General features: G+C 71.8%; 12 protein-coding genes. 5 read left to right on the top strand and 7 right to left on the bottom strand.

The annotated features are described in order from the left end of the window. The first annotated feature begins 250 nt into the window (after window positions 1–250). On the top strand, window positions 251–3,436 hold the full coding sequence (locus FHS38_RS01175; protein ID WP_373301755.1) for a glycoside hydrolase family 84 protein: 3,186 nt from the start codon (window positions 251–253) through the stop codon (window positions 3,434–3,436). An 83-nt stretch (window positions 3,437–3,519) separates the two neighbouring features. Here FHS38_RS01175 and FHS38_RS01180 read toward each other — a convergent pair whose 3' ends face one another. Continuing rightward, on the bottom strand, window positions 3,520–4,056 hold the full coding sequence (locus tag FHS38_RS01180) for an HNH endonuclease (protein ID WP_184729747.1): 537 nt from the start codon (window positions 4,054–4,056) through the stop codon (window positions 3,520–3,522). A gap of 259 nt (window positions 4,057–4,315) precedes the next feature. Here FHS38_RS01180 and FHS38_RS01185 point away from each other — a divergent pair, with 259 nt between their 5' ends. Beyond that, the gene (locus FHS38_RS01185) at window positions 4,316–5,404 is read left to right on the top strand and encodes a mechanosensitive ion channel family protein (RefSeq protein WP_184729749.1); all 1,089 of its coding nucleotides are present in this window, start codon (window positions 4,316–4,318) and stop codon (window positions 5,402–5,404) included. A 79-nt stretch (window positions 5,405–5,483) separates the two neighbouring features. Here the strand turns inward: FHS38_RS01185 and pepN (FHS38_RS01190) are convergent, their stop codons facing one another. The 3 genes from pepN (FHS38_RS01190) to FHS38_RS01200 form a co-directional block, all read right to left on the bottom strand. Further along, window positions 5,484–8,051 (bottom strand): aminopeptidase N, encoded by a 2,568-nt coding sequence (gene pepN, locus FHS38_RS01190; protein WP_184729751.1) that lies wholly within the window; start codon window positions 8,049–8,051, stop codon window positions 5,484–5,486. Between the two features lie 197 nt (window positions 8,052–8,248). Continuing rightward, the gene (locus FHS38_RS01195; protein WP_184729753.1) at window positions 8,249–9,277 is read right to left on the bottom strand and encodes an aspartate-semialdehyde dehydrogenase; all 1,029 of its coding nucleotides are present in this window, start codon (window positions 9,275–9,277) and stop codon (window positions 8,249–8,251) included. Between the two features lie 197 nt (window positions 9,278–9,474). Continuing rightward, window positions 9,475–12,777: a S8 family serine peptidase gene (locus FHS38_RS01200; RefSeq protein ID WP_184729755.1), complete on the bottom strand. Its 3,303-nt coding sequence runs from the start codon at window positions 12,775–12,777 to the stop codon at window positions 9,475–9,477. A gap of 515 nt (window positions 12,778–13,292) precedes the next feature. Here FHS38_RS01200 and FHS38_RS01205 point away from each other — a divergent pair. Next, the gene (locus FHS38_RS01205; RefSeq protein ID WP_184729757.1) at window positions 13,293–15,029 is read left to right on the top strand and encodes a TIGR03767 family metallophosphoesterase; all 1,737 of its coding nucleotides are present in this window, start codon (window positions 13,293–13,295) and stop codon (window positions 15,027–15,029) included. Between the two features lie 27 nt (window positions 15,030–15,056). Here FHS38_RS01205 and FHS38_RS01210 read toward each other — a convergent pair whose 3' ends face one another. Both FHS38_RS01210 and pepN (FHS38_RS01215) read right to left on the bottom strand, forming a co-directional pair. After that, the gene (locus tag FHS38_RS01210; protein WP_184729759.1) at window positions 15,057–16,103 is read right to left on the bottom strand and encodes a hypothetical protein; all 1,047 of its coding nucleotides are present in this window, start codon (window positions 16,101–16,103) and stop codon (window positions 15,057–15,059) included. Between the two features lie 136 nt (window positions 16,104–16,239). Continuing rightward, window positions 16,240–18,846, bottom strand: a complete 2,607-nt coding sequence (gene pepN / locus FHS38_RS01215; protein ID WP_184729761.1) for an aminopeptidase N — start codon at window positions 18,844–18,846, stop codon at window positions 16,240–16,242. 113 nt (window positions 18,847–18,959) lie between these two features. On the opposite strand from pepN (FHS38_RS01215), the gene FHS38_RS01220 reads away from it, so the two are divergent. After that, window positions 18,960–19,598, top strand: coding sequence for a DsbA family oxidoreductase (locus tag FHS38_RS01220; protein WP_229821897.1), 639 nt, complete (start codon window positions 18,960–18,962; stop codon window positions 19,596–19,598). Window positions 19,599–19,711: 113 nt separating this feature from the next. Further along, window positions 19,712–20,338, top strand: coding sequence for a hypothetical protein (locus FHS38_RS01225; RefSeq protein ID WP_184729765.1), 627 nt, complete (start codon window positions 19,712–19,714; stop codon window positions 20,336–20,338). Window positions 20,339–20,508: 170 nt separating this feature from the next. On the opposite strand, the gene FHS38_RS01230 is transcribed toward FHS38_RS01225, so the two are convergent. Further along, entirely contained in the window at window positions 20,509–21,150 is a 642-nt protein-coding gene (locus tag FHS38_RS01230; RefSeq protein WP_184729767.1) for a superoxide dismutase, read from the bottom strand. Window positions 21,151–21,302 lie beyond the last annotated feature (152 nt).

A 21,302-nucleotide genomic window follows, 5' to 3' on the forward strand; every position in this document is an offset into this window, starting at 1 on the left:
GGTGACGGCAGTGGGTCACGTCTGCACTACCCACTCGGGGCGGTCGCAGACGTACCGGACCAAGGAACGTGTCCCGGGTCACATTACGTTCCTCTATGTCGATTTAGCGGTGCTTTCATGGGCTTCGTTTTCCGTTCCCTCATCGACTCGCCGGGCAATACCGGCACTTCGGTCACGTGCGTTGACACGCATCGCGCCTGGTGATGGGCTCACTGCCCACGAGCGTGCACCTTGGGGCGAGGAGAAAGCCGTGCGGTTCCCGGGTACCGAACCCTCGTACGACAGCCACGGCGGAGAGCGACAGACGGAGCAACCGGCAGAGCGGCACGAGCAGCGACAAAAGGGCCGCTCCCTGCGTGCCGTCGGCACCGGCCGTCTCGGCCGCCTGGGTGACCCCTTCGTCGCCCGCCCCCGCAAGGCCGGAGCCACCGTGCTGGCCGCGGCCCTCCTCGGCGGACTGCTCGGTGGCGCGCCCGGCGCCGTCGCCGACCCGCGCACCGGCGGCGCCACCACCACCGCGGGCCCCGCCGACCGGGAGAGCGCCGACGCCGCGCCCTCGGTCTGGCCGCGCCCCCAGTCGCTGAGCGCGCAGGGGTCGTACGCGCGGATCGGCGACGAGGTCACCGTCATGGCCGACTCCGGCGCCGACCCCTACGCGCTCGAGGCGCTCCGCGAGACGCTGCGCGGCCTCGGCGCCCGTACCGTCGTGGACGCCGGCGCCGGCGGCACCCCGCCGCCGCGCGGGCTGATCGTCTACGCGGGCGGGCAGCCGGCCGAGGACGCCCTGCGGGCCCTCGGTGCCCCCGCCGTCGACGACCTGCCGACCGGCGGCTACCGCCTCGCCACCGGGCAGTTGGACGGGCGGCCGACGGTCGCGCTCGCGGGGCAGGGGCCGGACGGGCTGTTCCACGCGGCGCAGACGCTGCGCCAGCTGGCGGTGGAGCGCGACGGCGGTAAGGCCTTCGCCGGCGTCGTGGTGCGCGACTGGCCGGGCACGGCCGTGCGCGGGCTGACCGAGGGCTTCTACGGCCGGCCCTGGTCACGGCAGCAGCGCCTGGACCAGCTCGACTTCATGGGCCGCACCAAGCAGAACCGCTATCTCTACGCCCCCGGCGACGACCCCTACCGCCAGGCCCGCTGGCGCGACGCCTACCCCGCCGACCAGCGCGCCGAGTTCCGGGCCCTGGCCGAGCGGGCCCGCCGCAACCACGTGACGCTCGGCTGGGCGATCTCGCCGGGGCAGGCGATGTGCTTCTCCTCCGCCTCCGACCTGCGGGCGCTCGGCCGCAAGGTCGACGCGATGTGGGCGTTGGGGGTGCGCGCCTTCCAGCTCCAGTTCCAGGACGTGAGCTACAGCGAGTGGCACTGCGACGCGGACGCCGACGCCTTCGGCTCCGGGCCCAAGGCGGCGGCCGCCGCGCAGGCCAAGGTCGCGGGCGCCCTCGCCCGGCACCTGGCGGCCAAGGGCCCCGAGGCGGCCCCCCTGTCGCTGCTGCCCACCGAGTACTACCAGGACGGGCGGACGGCCTTCCGGCGCGCGCTCGCCGAGGCCCTCGACCCGCGCGTGGAGGTGGCGTGGACGGGCGTCGGGGTGGTCCCCAAGACCATCACCGGCGGTGAACTGGCCGACGCCCGGGCGGCCTTCGGCCACCCGCTGGTCACGATGGACAACTACCCGGTCAACGACTACGCGCAGGACCGTATCTTCCTCGGCCCCTACACCGGCCGCGAGCCGGCCGTCGCCGTCGGCTCCGCCGCCCTGCTCGCCAACGCCTCCGCCCAGCCGGTCGCCTCCCGCATCCCGCTGTTCACCACCGCCGACTACGCCTGGAACCCGCGCCAGTACCGCCCCGAGGAGTCCTGGCGCGCGGCCGTCGACGACCTCGCCGGCCACGACCCCGCCACCCGCGAGGCCCTCACCGCGCTCGCCGGAAACGACCGCTCGTCCGTCCTGGGCGGCGAGGAGTCCACGTATCTGCGCCCCCTGCTGGACGCCTTCTGGGCGGCCCTGTCCACCACGGACACCGGACGGCTGACGGAGGCCGCGGACCGGCTGCGCACCGCCTTCCGGGCCATGCGCGACGCCCGGCAGCGCCTCTCGGGCTCCCTCGGCGGCCTCGATGCCGAGGTGCGGCCCTGGCTCGAGCAGCTGGCACGGCACGGCGAGGCGGGCGAGAAGGCCGTGGACATGCTCACCGCCCACGCGCGCGGCGACGGCACGACGGCCTGGCGGGCCCAGCTGGAGGTCCAGCGGCTGCGCGAGCGGATCCAGGACAGCCGGGTCACGGTCGGCAAGGGCGTCCTGTCCCCGTTCCTGGAGCAGGCGCTGGCCCGGGCCAACGGCTGGACCGGCATCGACCGGCCGCTGCGCACCACCGGCCCGGCCACCGACGGCGACCCGACGACGAGCACCCCGTCCGCCCCCGGCGAGACCCTGACCGTGCGGCTGCCGCGCCCCCGCCTGCTGACCGCCGTCACCGTGCTCACCGCCCCCGCCCCCGGGGTCCGCGGCACCGTCGAGGCACACGACCCCGACCGCGGCTGGCAGCCGCTCGCCACCGTGTCCGAGGGCGGCTGGACGCAGGCACCCGGCAAGGGCGTGCGGGCCGACGCGCTGCGCCTGGTCTGGGCCGCGGGCAGCACGGCGCCGGCCGTCCACGAGGTCACCCCGTGGTTCGCCGACGACCCCTCGGCCGACTTCGAGCTCACCCGCAAGGACGCCGAGGCCGAGATCGGCGGCCGCCCGGCCGTGGTCGACGCACGGATGATCGCCCGGCGGCCGGGGACGGTCCGCGAGAAGCTCACCGTCCTCGCACCCCCCGGGGTCACCGTCCGGGCGCCGGCGGAGATCACCTCGCCGCGCGGCGGCGTCACCACGGCCCGGATCGAGCTGTCGGTGCCCGCCGGGTCCGCCGCCCGCACCTTCACGGTGCCCGTCCGCCTGGGCGACCAGGAGCGGACCCTGACCGTCCGGGCCTATCCGCCGACCGGCGGTCCGAACCTGGCACACGGTGCCCGGGCGAGCGCCTCGGGCGAGGAGACGGGCCGTTTCCCGGCCTCGGCGGCCCTCGACGGCGATCCCGGGACCCGCTGGTCCTCGCCGGCCTCCGACGACGCCTGGTGGCAGCTGGAGCTGGCCCGCCCGGCCCGGCTCGGCAGGCTGGTCCTGCACTGGCAGGAGGCGCACCCCGCCCGCTACCGCGTGCAGGTCTCGCCCGACGGGCGCACCTGGCGGGACGCGGCGGTGGTGGCCGACGGCAAGGGCGGTGTGGAGAGCGTCCACATGGACGCGCCGGGCGCGCGCTTCGTCCGCGTGCAGGGCGAGAAGCGGGCCACCCGGTTCGGCTACTCCCTGTGGGAGGTCGAGGCGTACGCCGTACAGGAACGGCCGGGCCGGTCGGGTGAGGCCGCCGAGGAGGCGGGGGACAAGCGCTGAGACCGGGCCGTCGCCGCGTACGCGCCCTCGGGGCGGAGCCCCGGAACGCCGACGTACGCCTGGACGACGACGGCCCGGTCGACTCAGGCGGAAATGCCGTCGATCCGGGCCATCGCGTCCTGGGCGCCGTATGCCTCCAGGTAAGGCAGCCAGCGTGGATCCCTGTGGCCGGTGCCGATGATGCGCCACGCCAGCCCCGACGGCGGGGCCGGTTGGTGCCGCAGCCGCCAGCCCAGCTCCCCGACGTGCCGGTCTGCCTTGACGTGGTTGCAGCGGCGGCACGCCGCCACCACGTTCTCCCAGGCGTGCTGGCCGCCGCGGCTGCGCGGAACGACGTGATCGACGCTGGTTGCGACGCCACCGCAGTACGCGCATCGGCCGCCGTCACGGGCGAACAGGGCACGGCGGGTGAGCGGAACGGGCCCCCGAAAGGGCACCCGCACGAAGCGCTTCAGCCGGACGACGCTGGGTGCGGGGATGGTGCAGGTCGCGCTGTGCATAAAGGCGCCGGAGTCCTCGAGGCTGATGGCCTTCTCATTGAGGACGAGTATGAGCGCGCGGCGGAGCGGTACGACGCCGAGCGGCTCGTACGACGCATTGAGGACCAGGACATGCGGCACGGGTGCCTCCTTGTACGCCGGCGGCGCGTGGCTCGCGCCGGGACGATCTCCTGCAAGTGTCCCCTGACCCCCGCTCGGAGCGCCACCATCACCGGGTAACGGGCCACAGGTGTTTTCGAGCACACCGCGTTCATCCCCCGCCCAAGACCTGTTCCATCTCGAACACAGCAACGGAACACGACGTCTGCCCCGTTAGTGTGGTGAGTCCGCCCGTTCCGCTTCTCGGCGCGGGCGTGTCCCACACGAAGGGTTCCCTGCTGTGTTCTGGTCCGCTGCTCTGGGCGCAGACTCACCGACCACCCCGCCGCCCTCGTCCCTGGACGAGGCGCAGAGGACGGCGAACGACGCCGCCGGCTGGGTCGAGGAGAACTGGTCCATCTGGCTCAGCAATGGCCTGCGCATCATCCTGATCATCGTGATCGCCGTGGCCATGAGGCATCTGATCCGCCGGGCGATCACCAAGCTGATAGCGCGCATGAACCGCAGCGCCGAGGCCGTCGACGGCACGGCACTCGGCAGCCTCCTCGTCAACGCCGAGCGCCGCCGACAGCGCTCGGAGGCCATCGGCTCGGTGCTGCGCAGCGTCGCCTCGTTCCTGATCATGGGAACGGCGGCCCTGACGGTGCTGTCCGTACTGAAGATCAATCTGGCTCCGCTGCTGGCCAGCGCCGGTGTGGCGGGCGTGGCCATCGGTTTCGGCGCCCGCAATCTCGTCACCGACTTCCTCTCCGGCGTCTTCATGATCCTGGAGGACCAGTACGGCGTCGGTGACGAGGTGGACGCCGGTGTCGCCACCGGCACGGTCATCGAGGTCGGCCTGCGCGTCACCAAGCTGCGCGGGGGGAACGGCGAGATCTGGTACGTGCGCAACGGCGAGGTCAAGCGCATCGGCAACCTCAGCCAGGGCTGGGCCACCGCGGGCGTCGACGTCCAGGTCCGGGCCACCGAGAACCTGGACCGGGTCCGCTCGGTCGTCATCGCGGCCGGTGAGGAGATGGCGAAGGCCGAGCCCTGGAACGAGCGGCTCTGGGAGCCGGTCGAGGTCCTCGGCCTGGACGCGGTCTATCTCAATTCCATGGTCGTCCGCGTCTCGGCCAAGACCATGCCGGGCAAGGCGCTCGGCGTCGAGCGGGAGCTGCGCTGGCGCATCAAGCAGGCCCTGGACGAGGCGGGCATCCGCATCGTCGGCACCGCGCCCTGGGAGGCGGAGGACGAGGCCGGCAGCGACCCGAGCGCCGCCGTGGCGGCCCCGTCGGTGCTCGCCAACCCCACGTCCCCGCAGTCCCTGGCCACGGCCCCGATACCGGCCCCGCTCACTCCGGGCACGGGGGCCCCGCTGGGCAAGTAGGCACCACCGCAGAAACGCCGGGGGCGCCCCGGGCCGCAGTGGCCCGGGGCGCCCCCGTTTCTGTCGTCGCCTATGGGCGTCAGGCCGCCGCGGCGTCCGCCGCCCGGGCCTTCAGCGCCCGCTCGACACCCGCGCGGGACTCGGTGACCAGCCGGCGCAGGGCCGCGTTCGGCTCGGCTGAGGCCAGCCACGCGTCCGTCGCGTCCAGCGTCTCCTGCGACACCAGCAGGGACGGGTAGAGGCCGACCGCGATCTGCTGCGCGATCTCGTGGCTGCGGCTCTCCCAGATGTCCTTGACCACCGCGAAGTACTTCTCGCTGTAGGGGGCGAGCAGCTCGCGCTGGTCGGTCTGGACGAAGCCGCCGATGACCGCTTCCTGCACCGCGTTGGGCAGCTTGTCGGACTCCACGACCGCGGCCCACGCCTCGGCCTTCGCCTCGGCCGTCGGACGCGCGGCGCGCGCCGACGCGGCGTGCCGCTCGCCCGCCGAGGTCTTGTCGCGCTCCAGCTCCGCCGCGATCGCCTTCTCGTCGGCGCGGCCGGTGGCGGCGAGACGCTCCAGCAGCGCCCAGCGCAGCTCGGTGTCGACGGCGAGGCCCTCGATCACCTCCGTGCCGTCCAGCAGCCCCTGGAGCAGGTCGAGCTGGTCACCGGTGCGGGCCGTGGCGGCGAACGCGCGGGCCCACGCCAGCTGGTGGTCGCTGCCGCCCTCGGCGGCGCGCAGCTGCGCGAGCGTCGCCTCGGTCCACCGCGCCAGACCCGTCTCGCGCCAGTCGGGGGCCGCGTACAGGTCCAGGGCGAGCTTCGCCTGGCGCTGCAGCGACTGCACCACGCCGATGTCCGACTCCTTGGTGACGCCGGACAGCACCAGCGAGAGGTAGTCGCGGGTGGCCAGCTCGCCGTCGCGCGTCATGTCCCACGCGGAGGCCCAGCACAGGGCGCGCGGCAGGGACTCGGTGAAGTCGCCCAGGTGCGCGGTGACGGTCGCCAGCGACTCGGCGTCCAGCCGCACCTTCGCGTAGCTCAGGTCGTCGTCGTTGAGCAGCACGACGGCCGGGCGGGCCCGGCCCACCAGCGCCTCGACGGGCGTCAGCTCGCCGTCGACGTCCAGCTCGATCCGGTCCTTGCGGACCAGCTTGCCGTCCTCGTGCTCGTACAGGCCGATCGCGATGCGGTGCGGGCGGAGCGTTGGCTCGCCCTTGGCGCCGACGGGCAGCGCCGGGGCCTCCTGCTTGACGGCGAAGGAGGTGATGACGCCGTCGGCGTCCGTGGTGATCTCCGGGCGCAGGATGTTGATCCCGGCCGTCTCCAGCCACGCCTTCGACCAGGTCTTGAGGTCACGCCCGGAGGTCTCCTCCAGCGCGCCCAGCAGGTCGGACAGCCGGGTGTTGCCGAAGGCGTGCGCCTTGAAGTACGCCTGCACGCCCCGGAAGAACTCGTCCTGACCCACGTACGCCACCAACTGCTTGAGCACGGAGGCGCCCTTGGCGTAGGTGATGCCGTCGAAGTTGACCAGGACGTCGTCCAGGTCGCGGATGTCCGCCATGATCGGGTGGGTGGACGGCAGCTGGTCCTGCCGGTACGCCCACGTCTTCATGGAGTTGGCGAACGTGGTCCACGAGTGCGGCCACTTCGAGCCCGGCGCCGCCGCCTGGCAGGCGATGGAGGTGTACGTGGCGAACGACTCGTTCAGCCAGAGGTCGTTCCACCACTCCATGGTGACCAGGTCGCCGAACCACATGTGGGCGAGCTCGTGCAGGATCGTCTCCGCACGCACCTCGTACGCCGCGTCCGTCACCTTCGAGCGGAAGACGTACTGGTCGCGGATGGTGACCGCGCCCGCGTTCTCCATCGCGCCCGCGTTGAACTCCGGCACGAACAGCTGGTCGTACTTGGCGAAGGGGTACGCGTAGTCGAACTTCTCCTCGAACCACTCGAAGCCCTGCCGCGTGACCTCGAAGATGGCGTCCGCGTCGAGGAACTCGGCGAGCGAGGGACGGCAGTAGATGCCGAGCGGGACGCTGCGCCCGTCCTTCTCGTACGAGCTGTGCACGCTGTGGTACGGGCCGACGATCAGCGCGGTGATGTAGCTGGAGATCCGCGGCGTCGGCTCGAAGCGCCAGACGTCGTCGGCGGGCTCGGGGGTCGGCGAGTTCGAGATGACCGTCCAGCCCTCGGGGGCCTTCACCGTGAACTGGAAGGTGGCCTTGAGGTCCGGCTGCTCGAAGGAGGCGAACACGCGGCGCGCGTCCGGCACCTCGAACTGCGTGTAGAGATAGGCCTGCTGGTCGACCGGGTCGACGAACCGGTGCAGTCCCTCACCGGTGTTGGTGTACGCGCAGTCCGCGACGACCGTGAGCTCGTTGCGCCCGGCGAGCAGGCCCGGCAGGGCGATCCGGCTGTCGGCGAACACCTCGGCGGCGTCGAGCGCGGTGCCGTTCAGCACCACCTCGTGCACGGCGGGGGCCACCAGATCGATGAACGACTCCGCGCCCGCTTCGGCCGCGTCGAAGCGGACCGTGGTCTTCGACCGGTAGGTGCCGCCCTCCTGCGCGCCGGAGAGGTCGAGGTCGATCTCGTACGAGTCGACGGTGAGCAGGCTCGCCCGCCGCCGCGCCTCTTCGCGGGTCAGATTCGTTCCAGGCACCTGGGCATCTCCTTAACATCGCGACTTTCCGCCCATCCTTCCACGCGGACGGGGGCGGACGCCCGTGTTAATTCGCCTGCGGGCCACCCGTGCCGCCTGCGGGCGGCGAGCGCCCTGCGGGCGCGTCCTCAAACGCCGGACGGGCTGGTGGTGGCTGAGCTCAGCCACCACCAGCCCGTCCGGCGGAGCCCCGGGCGTCAGCCGTTGAGTTCCGCCGCCACCAGCTCCGCGATCTGCACGGCGTTGAGCGCCGCGCCCTTGCGGAGGTTGTCGTTGGAGAGGAACAGCGCGAGGCCGTTCTCGACGGTCTCGTCGACGCGGATCCGGCCCACGTAGCTGACGTCCCCGCCGGCCGCCTGGAGCGGGGTCGGGATCTCGGAGAGGGCGACGCCGGGCGCGTCCTTCAGCAGCTGCTGGGCGCGCTCGACGCTCAGCGGACGCTCGAAGCGGGCGTTGATCTGGAGCGAGTGACCGGAGAAGACCGGGACGCGGACGCAGGTGCCGGAGACCTTGAGGCCCGGGATCTCCATGATCTTGCGGGACTCGTTGCGGAGCTTCTGCTCCTCGTCCGTCTCGAAGCTGCCGTCGTCGACGATCGAGCCGGCCAGCGGCAGCACGTTGAAGGCGATGGGGCGCTTGTAGACACCGGGCTCGGGGAACGTCACGGCGTCGCCGTCGAAGGCGAGCTGGTCGGCGGCCTCGGCGACCTGGCAGACCTGGGTGTGCAGCTCGGCGACGCCGGCCACGCCCGAGCCGGAGACGGCCTGGTAGGTGGTGGCGACCATGGCGGTCAGCCCGGCCTCGTCGTGCAGCGGACGCAGCACCGGCATGGCGGCCATGGTGGTGCAGTTGGGGTTGGCGATGATGCCCTTGGGGCGGTTCGCGATCGCGTGCGGGTTGACCTCGGAGACGACCAGCGGCACCTCGGGGTCCAGCCGCCAGGCGGAGGAGTTGTCGATCACTACGGCACCGGCCGCGGCGACCTTCTCCGCGAGCGCGCGGGAGGTGGCGCCGCCGGCCGAGAAGAGCACGATGTCCAGGCCGGAGTAGTCGGCGGTGGACGCGTCCTCGACGGTGATCTCGGTGCCCCGCCACGGCAGCGTGGACCCGGCGGAGCGGGCCGAGGCGAACAGACGCAGCTCGGTGACCGGGAAGTCCCGCTCGTCGAGGATCTTGCGCATGACTCCGCCGACCTGACCGGTGGCTCCGACGATTCCGATCCTCACGGGCGCTCCCTACCTCATACGTTCAGTACGTCTGTACGCGAAAGACGGTGTTACCTGGCTCAACAGTTCCATCATGTGGTGCTACCCGCACCAAAAGTCCAATCCATTGCCGCAGGCCCCGGCCCTTCGGTGACCGGGATCACGAAGACGGGGCGGGCGCCCGTGCGGCGCCCGCCCCGTGTGCCGTTCCGCGAGGGTTACGACACGACCTTCTCGATCTTCACGCTGCCGCTGCCCGCAGCCGTTCCGGCCGCGTTGACCAGCTGGACGTCACCGAAGAAGGTGCGCCCTTCCGGGGCCGCTCCCGCGACCACGACCTGGGCCGTGACCTGGGCGGACGTGCCCGCGTCGAGCTTGACGACCGAGGCCGGGTCGACCTTGATCTCGCCCAGCGAGGGGGCGAAGTACACATCGCGGTAGTCGTACTGCGTGCTGCCCGTGGGCACCTCGTAGCCGGTGACCTCGACGGTGTACTCGCCCGCGGCGGGCTTGTTCAGGCTGACCAGCTCGTCCGAGCCGCCGCTGGTGGAGGCGCCGACGGGCTTGCCGTCCTTGAAGACGGCCAGGTCCAGGTCCGCCTTGGCGTCCGAGGCGCCGCCGATGGTGGCGTCGAAGCGGGAGACGCCCTCGCCGAGGGTGACCTTGGTGGTCCGCTTCTCCCCCTTCTTGATCGACGGCCGGTCGATCTTCGAGGAGCCGAGCTGGCCGCCCTTGAGCTTGCCGTCGAGCGCGGCGAAGCCGTTGGTGGCCTTCCACGACACGGCGGTGGGGTTGCCGATCTTCGCCTCGGGCACGGTCTGCGTGGCCGGGTCGAAGGTGACGCCCAGCACGGAGGCCGTCAGCGCGTACGGGTTCGCCAGGAGCGGGGAGGTGCGGCGGGACTCGACCTCGATCTCCCAGACACCCGGCATCGGGTTGGCGTACGTCCGCAGCTCGGGGCGGCAGGTGTTGGCCGGGTTCGGGTAGTTCGGGTAGCAGTTGACCGTGGAGGTCGGGTCGGCCGGGACGCCGTAGGGGCTGATGGCGATGAACCGGGTCTGGCTGCCCGTGGCCAGGCCGCCGAGCGAGACCTCGAGCGACTTGGCGCCCTTCGGCACGTTCACGAAGTACGAGGTGGAGGCGTTACGCGTGGCCGTGCCGGACGCCTTGACCACGTACGACGGCTGCGCGAGCGGCTGCGCGACGACGACGGTCGACAGGATCTGCTTGTCGACGCCCTCGGTGCGGCCGTCGTCGACGGTGAGGATCGCGCTGTGGATGCCGGCCGTCTTGGCCTTGGCGCGCACCTTGACGGTGACCGGCTCGTTCAGCGGCAGCTTGACCTCGTCGTCGCCGACGATCTTGAACGTGCCGTCGTTGTTCTCCCAGCCCAGCTCGTGCCAGAGGGCACGGTCGGGGCCGGTGGTGCGGGTGACGACGACGTCGTACGTCTTGCTCTCGCCCGCCTTGAGGCCGCCCTCGCGGTCGTAGACGCCGGTGCCGAAGCCCGGGGTCTTGAGCGCGCCGGACAGGGCCGTTGTGACCGGGGCCTTGACCGTGTAGGCGTGGGCGGTGGCGCCCGCGCGCAGCGCGTCCCAGGCGTCCTCGATCTGCATGAGGCCCGCACCCTGCTCGTGCGGCTGGAAGCCCTTGATCTTCTTCGCGGTGCTGGTGAGCGCCGTGCGCAGATCGGCCGGGGTGAGCTTCATCTTCTTCTGCTTGGCGGCCGAGATCAGCAGCGCCGAGGCACCGGCGGCCTGCGGGGAGGCCATCGAGGTGCCCTGCAGCATGCCGTAGCCCGGCGGGAGCTGGTAGCCGGACTCGGCGACGGGCGCGCCCGGCTCCCAGGTGGGAGTCGTGTTGATCGAGGCACCCGGGGCGGAGATCGTCGGGGTGAAGCCGCCGTCCTCACGCGGGCCGCGCGAGGAGAACGGCATCATCGCGTACTTGGCCTGGACCTCGGAGCCGTAGTTGGCCGCCCAGGTCTCCTTCGACACGGACGCGCCGACGCTGATGACCTTGTCGGCCAGGCCGGGGTCGCCGATGGTGTTGGTGCCGGGGCCGCTGTTGCCCGCCGAGATGACGAGCTGGACGCCGTACTCGTCGATGAGCCGGGTGTACAGCTCGGAGCGGGCGTTGTTGCCGTCGTTCAGCGCGGGCAGCCCGCCGATCGACATGTTGACGATGTCGACGCCGCGGTTGACGACGAGGTCGAGCATGCCCTCCGTGAGCGCCACGTTGGTGCAGCCGCCGGACCAGGTGCAGGCGCGCGAGGAGACGAGCTTCGCGCCCGGGGCCGCGCCGTTCATCTTCCCGCCGAACAGGCCGTTGGCGGCGGTGATGCCCGCGACGTGGGTGCCGTGCTCGGACTCGATGACGCCGATGTTGACGAAGTCGGCCTTCTTGCCGACCCAGTCGCCGCCCTTCGGCGTCATCGACACGTCCTTGCGGATCTGCACGACGAAGGGGATGCGCTCGGCGATCGGGGTGTCGGGGTTGTCGGTCCCGAAGTAGCCGATCTGGTACCCGTCCTTGTACGGCTTCATCTCGGCGTCGTTGCCGAAGTCGCCGTTGTCGTCGAGGTCGACGCGGACGGTGCCCTTGGCCTTGTCGTACAGGACCGCCCAGGAGTCGGTGGTGTCGCCGTCCCGGTTGAGGTCGCCCTTCATGTCGCCGCCGGTGGTCACGCTCTCCCGGAAGAGGCTGACGTCGTAGGAACCGGCGGGCACGGTGTAGTTGCGGCCGTTGAAGGAGAAGCTCGGCCCGGAGACGGAGTTCGTCATCGCCAGCCAGGTGCCGTCGGCGTCCGCGAGCGGGTCGGTGGCGGTGACCCAGTCGACGATCTTGCGCTCGCCGGTGGTGGTCCTCTGCAGCGCGGGGTGGCCGAGGTCGACACCGGAGTCGAGGATGCCGATGGTCACGCCGCGGCCGTCGGCCTTCGGGTGGTCCTCGACGAAGTCGACGGCACCGGTCTCGAAGGACGGCTGGTACGGGTTCTTGGCCGGGGTCTTCCTGTCCGGGCCGGGGTAGCTCTTGACCTTCGCGGTGCGCTCGCCCTTGACGGTGTCGGCGCGCGGCGTCGGGTCGGGCAGCTTGATCTCCTGCTGGAGGTCGATGCCGTGCACGGAGGCGAGCTTCTTCGCCTCGTCGATGGCGGCGTCGGCCTTGCCGGTCGGGACGGTGGCCCGGACGTAGCCGAGCTTGTCGTAGGACTGGCCGACCGAGGCGCCCTTGATGGCGCCGAGCTTGTCCTTGATCTGATCGGTCCGGCCGGGGGCCGTCGCGATCATCATGGTGACGGTCTTGTCGCCGTCGGCCTTGGCGTCGGCGAGCAGCTTCGCGTCGTGCGAACCGAGCTTGTCCGAGGACGACTTGACCGGGCCCGGGGCGGGGCGGGGGTCGTCGGCGAAGGCGGGCACGGCGCCCGCGGCGGTGAGCGCGGCCACGACGGAGGCCGCGACGGCTATTCGCGCCGCGCGTCTCGCGCCGCCGACGGGGGCGTTCTGGGGATCGGGGGTCATGAATATCCCTAGGTGACGACGTAGAAGGACATAGGAGGACGTGCAGGACCTGGCAGGACCTGGAAGGAGGCGTCCGGAAATCGGAGCCGGATGAGCGATCACTTTTATGGAAGTGACGGGGGTTTGGGGAGAGTTGTCGGGGCGAGAAAGTAAGGATGGCGTAAACCCGCCATGCGCCACACGGGATGAAGCATGCCGAAGGCCGTGAAGCGGTCAGGGGTGTTCTCGCAGCTCAGCGCGTGTAAGGCAAACGGACTACACCACCGGCCCCGTGACCGGCCGGACCGTTCCCCTCGCGGGTGAACGCTGAGTGAGCGTCAGCGCGCCAGGGGACGAGTGCTGTATGTCTGTTCGCAATCGCCAAGATCGATGTGAGGTGATCGGCGGCGGCCGTTGCGGCCGCGTTCACGCCCAGGTCACTCGCGCTGCCAACGATCCTCACTGACAGAGCCGACTCACAGGACCGCAGCTCAGCAGCCCGTCCCGCCTTCGCGTTCGCACCGGGGAGACCGCATATGCCTCGCAGATCCCGTAGACCCGCAGGACTCGACCGTCGCACGTTCCTCGCAGCGGCGGGCGCCGTCGGCACCGCCACCGCAACCGGGCTCGGACTCGCCCTGGGGCCGGACAGCCGCCAGGCCGCCGCCTCGCAGCCCACGGCCGACCCCACACAGAGCGCGGCCGCCACGGAGGAGGTCGCGGCGGCCGCCCCCACCGGGGCAGGCACCACGCTCGTCTCCGTCGCCGCCCCCAGGGGCACCACCGGCTACCGGCGGCTCGGCGAGGGCCCCGGCTGGCCGCGCGTCGTGCGCTCCGAGCTCGCCACGGGCCGGCCCGGCCGCGAGGACCGCCGCACCACACTGGCCTCCTTCGTGCAGTTCACGGACCTCCACCTGACGGACGTGCAGCACCCGCTGCGCTACGAGTTCTTCCGGGCCGGCGACGCCGGCGCGTGGCGCCCGCACGAGGCGCTCACCCTGCCGGGCGCCGTCGCCCTGGTCGAGCGCGTCAACAAGCTCCGCCGCGGGCCCGCCACCGGCTCGCCGCTGGGCTTCGTCATCACCACCGGCGACAACGGCGACGAGAACGCGAAGATCGAGGCGGAGTGGTTCCTGACCGCCCTCAGCGGCGGCCGGATGAACCCCCAGACCGGCGACCCGCGCCGCTACGAAGGCGTCCAGGACAGCGGCCTCAAGCTGTACTGGCACCCCGACAGCGCCCTGAACGACGACGACAAGAAGCTCGGCTACCCCCGCATCCCCGGCTACCTCCGCGCCGCCACCCGCCGCGTCGACAGCCCCGGCCTGCGGATCCCCTGGTACTCGACCTTCGGCAACCACGACCTCCTCTCCGGCGGCTGCTACCCCGCGAAGGGCAGCTTCATCGAAGAGGTCTGTGTCGGGAACAAGAAGCTCCAGACCATCTCCGCCGCCGAGGCCAAGTGGCTCATGGAGGGCGAGGTCGCGGGCGTCGACCCCAAGGGCGAGCGCATCAAGGCGCTGCTGCGCGAGCACAGGAAGAACCTGCGCACGGTCACCGCCGACCCGCGCCGGGTGCCGCTGACCGCCCGCGAGTACATCGCCGCCCACCTCGACCCCGCCCACAAGGGGCGCGGACCGCTCGGCCACGGCTACACGCGCGCCAACCTCGACTCCGGCGAGCTCTACTACTCCTTCCGGGTCTCGGACCGGGTCGTCGGCATCAGCCTCGACTCGACGGACCCCGGCGGGCACTACCAGGGATCGCTGGGCACCGCCCAACTGAACTGGCTGGAGAAGACGCTGAGGGACCATCGGGACGAGTACGCGCTGATCTTCAGCCACCACCCGAGCTGGAGCATGAACAACCTCACGCCCGACCCCGCCAGGCCCGGCGAGAAGCGGCACGACGGCAACGAGCTGATCGCCCTCCTCCAGCGCCACACCAACGTCCTGGCCTGGATCAACGGCCACAGCCACCGCAACCGGGTGCGACCGCGCGGCAGCTTCTGGGAGGTCTCCACCGCCTCGCACGTGGACTACCCGCAGCTCGCGCGGGTCATCGAGGTCGCCGACAACAAGGACGGCACGGTCTCGCTCTTCACCACCCTCATCGAATCGGACGCCCCCTACCGCACCGAGTACACGGACCTCTCCCAGACCGGACTCGCCTCCCTCTACCGCGAACTGGCCTTCAACGCCCCCGGGTCGGACGGCTCCCTCGCCGGTTCCCCCACCGACCGGAACACCGAGCTCCTGCTCGCCAGGCCCTGACGGACCCGGGCCGGCCGACGGCGGGCCTCACTTCGGCAGGACGACGACGTACGCGGCGGGCTCGCGGTCGGCCGACGCCATCAAGGCGGTACGGGCCACCGCGGCCTGCTGCTCCGGGGCCTCGCGCAGCTTCTTCGGCGTGACGTGCACGATCAGGATGCCGAGTCGCTCCAGGCGCTCGCGCTTGCCCGCCTGCTCCGCCCAGAGCGCGTCGTCGTCCTGGCGCGGCGTCCGGGAGTCGATCTCCAGCGCCACCCCGTACTCCGGCCAGTAGGCGTCCACGCCGCCGAGCCGCGGGCCGCCGGGCAGCCGCAGGTCCACGTTCCACAGCGGCTCGGGCAGCCCGTGCCCGCGCACCACGTCGTACAGTCTGCTCTCCGCGATGGCCCGGCTCTCGGCGAGCAGGGTGTCGACGGCGTCCACCACGGCGGGCCGGTTCAGCAGCCGGGCGCGGGTCAACTCCCGGACCACCGCGCCCGCTTCGCAGTGCCCGCCGCGCACCGCCTCGGTCAGCAGCCGGTGCACCGTCGTCGGCTCGGCCAGTCTTCCCGCCGCGTCGGCGACCGCGCGGGCGGGCGGGGCGACCGGCACCCCCGTCAGCCGGAGCGGACGCGGCAGGGTGTGGGCCCGCACCACCCGTACGAAGCCGGTCGACCGCAGCCGCCGGGTGCGCGGCACGAGGACGTCGATGTGGTCGAGGGAGATCAGCGGGGGAGCGGAGGTGAAGCCGTGCAGGGCGAGCGCCGCCAGCCCGGTGATCATGGCCTCGCCGTACGGGGCGGCCTCCGCCGCGGTGTCGGCGTCGCCCGGCCGCGGCCGGGCCGGTGCGGTCTGGGTGCGCGGCAGGGTGTACAGCAGGCCGGCGTGCAGCCGCTCCTCGCTGGTCGGCGGGCCGGGGCGGAGCAGGAAGACGCCGGGCAGCAACTGCTGCCAGGGGCCGCCGGGCCGGCAGCGCTCGGCGACCGTGGCCCCCGGGACGCCGTGCTCGCGCAGTTGACGTGTCGTCAAAACGCGGTGCCGGACGTCGGAGAGGTGGTGCAGGGGGCGGGGGGACAGGGGGGTGTCGGGGTTCATGCCCCGGCCATTCCCGCTGTCCGCCCACCTCCTAACCGCTGTTACACACCCGTCGGCAAATCAGGACAACTTCGCCCTAAAGTACGGGCGTTCGATGCCGATTACGGCCCGTCGCGCGTCCGTTACCGATGGTGATTCAGTGTGCCGTGCCCGCGTCGCAGTCCTGCGCCCGCAGCGCCCGCGCCAGATCGTCCCGCTCCTCCAGCACCAGCCGCCGCAGCGCGGGCGCCGCGTCCTCGTGCGCCGCGAGCCAGGCGTCCGTCGCCTCCAACGTCCGCCGGTCGTCCTGGAGCATCGGGAACAGTCCGCGCACGACGGCCATGGCGATCTCGATGGACCGCTCCCGCCACACCCGCTCGATCACCTCGAAGTAGCGTGCCGCGTAGGGCGCCAGCAGCTCCCGCTGCCCCGGCTGGTCGAAGCCCGCGATGGTGGCCTCGGCGAGGGCGTTGGAGAGGGCGTCGGACTCCACGACCGCCGCCCACGCCTCGGCCTTGACCTCCGCCGAGGGCCGGGAGGCCAGGCAGCGGACCTGGTGCCGCTTGCCGGTGGCGGTGTTGTCACGGGCCAGCTCGGTGGTGACGGCCCGCTCGTCGGCCGCGCCGTGCGCGGCGAGCGTCCCCAGGAACGCCCAGCGCAGCTCCTGGTCGACCTCCAGGCCGTCGATCTTCGCGTTGCCGTCCAGCAGCCCGCGCAGCAGCTGCAGATCGGCCGCGCTCTCGGCGGTCTGCGCGAAGAAGCGCGCCCACGCCAGCTGGTGGCCGCTGCCGGGCTCGGCGACCCGCAGCTCGCGCAGCGCGGCCTGGGCGAGCCGCCGGCCGCCCTCCTCGCGCCGGTCGGGCGCCACGTAGTGCACCAGGGCGGTCCGCGCGCAGCTCTGCAGCGTCTGGAGCACGCCGATGTCGCTCTCGGCCCCGGCGAACCGCTCCACCAGGCCCAGGTAGTCGCCGGCGGGCAGCAGACCGTCGCGGGTGAGGTTCCACAGCGCCGACCAGCACAGGGCGCGGGCGAGGGGGTCGGTGAGGTCGCCGAGGTGCTCCCGCAGGGTGGCGAGCGAGACCTCGTCGAAGCGGATCTTGCAGTAGGTGAGGTCGTCGTCGTTGACGAGGATCAGCTCGGGCCGCTCGGCCCCGGCGAGCTCGGTCACGACCGTGCGCGGGCCCGCGACGTCCACCTCGGCGCGGGCGTAGCGCACCAGCGCGCCACTGATGTCCTGCCGGCGGTAGAGGCCCACGGCCACCCGGTGCGGGCGCAGCTCGGGGTGCGAGGCGGGGGCCTCCTGGAAGATCGAGAGCTCGGTGATCCGGTCGGCGGCGTCGTAGGTGGCGTGCGGCGTCAGGGAGTTGACCCCGGCCGTCTGGAGCCAGGACCGGGACCAGGCGGTCATGTCCCGGCCCGAGGTCTCCTCCAGCACCCGCAGCAGGTCCGTCAGCCGGGTGTTGCCGAACGCGTGGCGCTTGAAGTAGCGCCGGGCACCCTCGAGGAAGGCGTCCCGGCCCGCGTAGGCGACCAGCTGCTTGAGCACCGAGGCGCCCTTGGCGTAGGTGATGCCGTCGAAGTTGAGCTTGGCGTCCTCCAGGTCACGGATGTCGGCCGTGACGGGGTGGGTGGAGGGCAGCTGGTCGGCGCGGTAGGCCCAGGCCTTGCGCTGGTTGGCGAAGGTGATCCAGGCGTTCTCGAAGCGGGTCGCCTCCACCTGCGAGAAGGCGCCCATGAAGTCCGCGAAGGACTCCTTGAGCCACAGGTCGTCCCACCACTCCATGGTGACCAGGTCGCCGAACCACATGTGTGCCATCTCGTGCAGGATGACGTTGGCCCGCCGCTCGTACGACGCCTGCGTCACCTTGCCGCGGAAGACGAACTCCTCCCGGAAGGTCACGCACCCCGGGTTCTCCATCGCGCCGATGTTGTACTCCGGCACGAACGCCTGGTCGTACTTCCCGAAGGGGTACGGGTAGTCGAAGTGGTCGTGGAAGAAGTCCAGGCCCTGCTTGGTGACGGTGAAGATGTCCTCGGCGTCGAAGTGCTTGGCGAGGCCCTTGCGGCACAGCGCGCCCAGCGGGATGTCGAGGACCGTCCCGTCGTCGAACGTGCGGCGGTAGTGGTCGCGGACGACGTGGTACGGGCCGGCGACGACGGCCGTGATGTAGGTGGAGATCGGCTTCGTCGGCACGAAGCTCCAGGTGGTGCCGTCGGTGCCGTCGTCGGTCGCCGGGCGGGGCTCCCCGTCCTGCTCGCCGTTGCCGAGCACGGTCCAGCCGGTGGGCGCGGTCACCGTGAAGGTGAAGGGGGCCTTGAGGTCCGGCTGCTCGAAGTTCGCGAAGACGCGGCGTGCGTCGGCGGGCTCGTACTGCGTGTAGAGGTAGACCTCGCCGTCCTCGGGGTCGACGAAGCGGTGCATGCCCTCGCCGGTGCGGCTGTACGCGCACTGGGCGTCCACGACCAGCGTGTTCTCGGCGGCGAGCGACGCCAGCTCGATCCGGGTGCCGTCGAAGACGGCCTTGGCGTCCAGCTCCGTGCCGTTGAGCGTGACGGCGGTCACCGACGGCGCCACCAGGTCCGCGAACGTGGCTGCCCCCGGCTCCGCGCAGCGGAAGCGGATGGTGGTCACCGAACGGAACGTGCGGGGCTCCGGGCCCGCGCCCACCGCGGACCGCAGGTCGAGCGCCACCTCGTAGCCGTCCACGGTCAGCAGTGCGGCCCGCTCACGGGCCTCATCACGGGTCAGGTTCTCACCGGGCACGACGGGACTCCCTCGGATGAATGTCTCGTATGTCGAATGTCGAACACCAGGAATCATGGCACGCGGGTTGGTTGTTGATTCAGCTACTGACCTGCCCGAATGAGGAGACCCACGTGACCGTTTCGGAGAAGACCCCCGTCGACTTCTGGTTCGACCCGATCTGCCCCTGGGCGTGGATGACCTCGCGCTGGATGCTCGAGGTGGAGAAGGTCCGCCCGGTCGAGGTGCGCTGGCACGTCATGAGCCTCGCGGTGCTGAACGAGGACAAGCTCGACCAGGTGCCCGAGGAGTTCCGCGAGTACCTGCGCACGGGCGCCTGGGGCCCGGTGCGGGTCCTGATCGCGGCGGCGAAGGAGTACGGCGACGAGGTGCTCGGCCGCCTCTACACCGCACTCGGCACCCGCTTCCACAACGAGGGCCTGCCGCGCGACCGCGAGACGATCGTGGCCGCCCTGGCCGAGGCGGGCCTGCCGGCCCGGCTCGCGGACGCCGCCGAGACCGACGCCCTCGACGCCGATCTGCGCGTCTCGCACAAGGAAGGCATCGAGAAGGTCGGTCAGGAGGTCGGCACCCCGGTCATCGCCGTCCCCGGCGCCGACGGCGGCCAGGTGGCCTTCTTCGGCCCGGTCGTCACCCCCGCCCCCAAGGGCGAGGCGGCGGCCAGACTCTGGGACGGCACGCTGCTGGTCGCCTCGACCCCCGGCTTCTACGAGCTGAAGCGCACCCGGACGCAGGGGCCGGTCTTCGACTGAGTGCGGTGACCGCACGGCCTCGGCTGCCGGGCGGCGTCCCCGTCCGAGTGGTGCCCCGGCCGGGCGCCGGGCGTCGACGGGCGACCGTGGACGAGGTCCCTTAGTGTCCCGATATGGGCCGGACCGACCTCTCCCGGCCGCTCGGCCGTTCCGGCGGCCGGGCGGAGGCAGGTATTCCTGCGGGCAACGCCGCTTATGCGGAGCTGTCCGTCCGCTGGTACGACCTGTTGCTGCGGGCCGTCCTTCACGCGCTGCCGCCGCTGTGGTCGGCGCTCGGTCTGCCACGGGCGGCCGGCACCCTGCGGCACTATCTGCGGGGCAACGGCGCCCCCTACCGGGTGGACGCCGCGGAGCTGTTGGCCCTGCCGGTGGTGCGGGCCGCCGCCGACACCCAGCTCGCCCGCTGGCGCGACGAAGCCCTGGAGCGCTGGTGCGCCGGGCCCCGCGCGGCCGCCGCCTACCCGGCCGACAGCGGCTGGCGTGGAGTGCTGCTCCCCCGGCGGGGCGGCACGGACTGGTGGCTGGCCCTGCGCGGTGTGCAGTACCGGCTGACGGGCACCGTCCGGGTGGCCGCCGACGGTTCCACGAGCGCCGAATACCGGTTCGCCGTCCACAAGAGCTGGAACTTCGACCGCGGCGAGTCGGAATTGGGCATTCCGTTCACCCCGTTCGCCCGGCTGCACGAGACGGGTCTCGCCAGGGAGTTCACCGTCACCGGAGAGGCTTTCGGGCACGCGTGAGGACCCCGGGCCGTGGCGGCGGGCGGGGACGGGGGCATGATGGGGGTCATGACGGGAAGGCCCCCGCGCGATGCGACCGTGCGGGGGCCTTCCCTGTGCCTGCCGCGTGAAGGGTGAGAAGACGATCACGAGCAGGCCGTGTGCGGGGTGCCGCTCGGGCACCCGGGGTGTTACGGGACCAGCAGGAGCGTGTTGCCCCGCTCCTTGGCCGCGGCGTAACGGGCGGCGACGTCCTGCCAGTTGACGACCTGCCACATGGCCTCGATGAAGTCCACCTTCTGGTTCTTGTACTGAAGGTAGAAGGCGTGCTCCCAGGCGTCGAAGACCAGGATCGGGACCGAGCCCTGACCGACGTTGCCCTGGTGGTCGTAGACCTGCTCGACGATGAGACGGCCGCTGACCTGCTCGTAGGCCAGCACGCCCCAGCCGGAGCCCTGGGTGGTGGCCGAGGCCTTGGTCAGCTGGGCCTTGAACTTCTCGAAGGAGCCGAAGGACTCGGCGATGGCGTCGGCCAGCTCGCCCACGCCGTCCTTGTCGAGGGGCTCGCCGCCGCCGTCACCGGTCATGTTCTGCCAGTAGATGCTGTGCAGGATGTGGCCGGAGAGGTGGAAGGCCAGGCTCTTCTCCAGGCCGTTGATCGCGCCCCACTGGTCCTTGTCGCGGGCCTCGGCGAGCTGGTCGAGGGTGTCGTTCGCGCCCTTGACGTACGCCGCGTGGTGCTTGTCGTGGTGCAGCTCAATGATCTTCGCGTCGATGACGGGCTGGAGTGCCGCGTAATCGTAGGGAAGTTCGGGAAGTGTGTAGATGGCCATGCCGAGCCCTCCGACTGCTTATTGCAATTAACTTGCAGGTAAACGCTATCAGCATGTGCGTCTGAGATGCCGTCACGGGGCCGGGACTCCGACCAAAGACCGAGGCGGGGTAGGTCCTGAAGATCAGGACCTACCCCGCCTCGGTGTGCGGA

Source organism: Streptomyces netropsis, from assembly GCF_014203545.1.
In the GTDB taxonomy this organism is placed as follows: Bacteria; Actinomycetota; Actinomycetes; order Streptomycetales; family Streptomycetaceae; genus Streptomyces; species Streptomyces netropsis.

Coding starts and splice junctions, on each gene's coding strand:
- FHS38_RS01200 (WP_184729755.1), bottom strand. CDS start 12,777: ATGACCCCCGATCCCCAGAACGCCCCCGTCGGCGGCGCGAGACGCGCG.
- FHS38_RS01205 (WP_184729757.1), top strand. CDS start 13,293: ATGCCTCGCAGATCCCGTAGACCCGCAGGACTCGACCGTCGCACGTTC.
- FHS38_RS01210 (WP_184729759.1), bottom strand. CDS start 16,103: ATGAACCCCGACACCCCCCTGTCCCCCCGCCCCCTGCACCACCTCTCC.
- FHS38_RS01225 (WP_184729765.1), top strand. CDS start 19,712: ATGGGCCGGACCGACCTCTCCCGGCCGCTCGGCCGTTCCGGCGGCCGG.
- FHS38_RS01230 (WP_184729767.1), bottom strand. CDS start 21,150: ATGGCCATCTACACACTTCCCGAACTTCCCTACGATTACGCGGCACTC.